The sequence below is a fragment of the Paraburkholderia sp. RL17-347-BIC-D genome, from assembly GCF_046027915.1.
Lineage (GTDB): Bacteria > Pseudomonadota > Gammaproteobacteria > Burkholderiales > Burkholderiaceae > Paraburkholderia.
In genome coordinates, this window is the sequence record NZ_JARESS010000188.1 from 1 (window position 1) to 1119 (window position 1119).

The window sequence follows — 1119 nt, forward strand, 5'->3', positions numbered from 1 at the left end:
TCGATCTACGCGCGCACGAGCGGCTACCTCGCGCACTGGAACACCGACATCGGCGCGCAGGTGAAAAGCGGCCAGACCCTCGCGACGATCGAAGCCCCGGATCTGGACGCGCAACTGCGCCAGGCCCGCGCCGACGAAGCCACCGCGCAGGCTAATTTCGACTTCGCGAAGACCACCGCGCAGCGCTGGCAGGAGATGTTGAAGACTCAATCGGTCGCGCAACAGGACACGGACATGAAGGTCAGCGACATGGAAGCGCGCCGCGCGATGCTGGCGTCGGCGCAGGCCAATGTCGCGCATCTCGCCGAGCTGGTTTCGTACGAGAAGATCACCGCCCCGTTCGACGGTGTGATCACCGCGCGCAACGTCGACGTCGGCGCGCTGGTGACGGCGGGCGGCACGCCCGGCACCGCGGGCATGTCGGGCGAGCTGTTCCATATCCAGCAGAACGGCGTGCTGCGCGTGTTCGTCGACGTGCCGCAGAACGACGCGCCGTACGTCACGCCGGCCACCGGCGTGTATCTGACCGCCCAGCAGTATCCGGGCCGTCGCATCGCGGCGAAGGTGGCGCGCAGCACCGGCTCGATCGATCCGACGAGCCGCACGCTGCGCGTCGAGGTCGACGTCGACAACAAGGACGGCGCGCTAATGCCCGGCGCTTACACGCAGGTGCATCTGCAATTGCAATCGACCACACCGGCGCTCGATCTGCCCGTCAGCGCCCTGCTGTTCCGGCCGGACGGCGTGACGGTCGCCGTGGTCGACAGCAACGGGCGGGCGCTGCTCAAGACCGTGCACATCGGCCGCGATTTCGGCACGCACGTGGAAATCACGACGGGACTCGCCGCCACCGATCGCGTGATCGACAACCCCGGCGATTCGCTCGCCACCGGCCAGATGGTGCAGATCATGCCGGCCATGCACAGCTGAGTGCCTCGTCACGTCACAGAAAGGATTTGCCGATGTTTTCCCTGTCTCTTTCAAGGCCGCTGCCGCGCCGTGCGCTGGCGGCCACGCTGATCGGCGCGCTGCTCAGCGCGTGCTCGACCTTGCCGCCCTACCAGCGCCCGAGCGCCGACATTCCGGCGCACTACGCGGGCGCCGTGCATACGGGCGCCG

Annotated in this window: 1 protein-coding gene; it reads left to right on the forward strand. The window is 67.9% G+C overall.

Features of this window, described 5'->3' with window-relative positions; all coding sequences use genetic code 11:
• The coding region (locus P0D96_RS48065; protein ID WP_408321360.1) for an efflux RND transporter periplasmic adaptor subunit at window positions 1-930 on the forward strand (930 nt) is incomplete at its 5' end.
• Window positions 931-1119 lie beyond the last annotated feature (189 nt).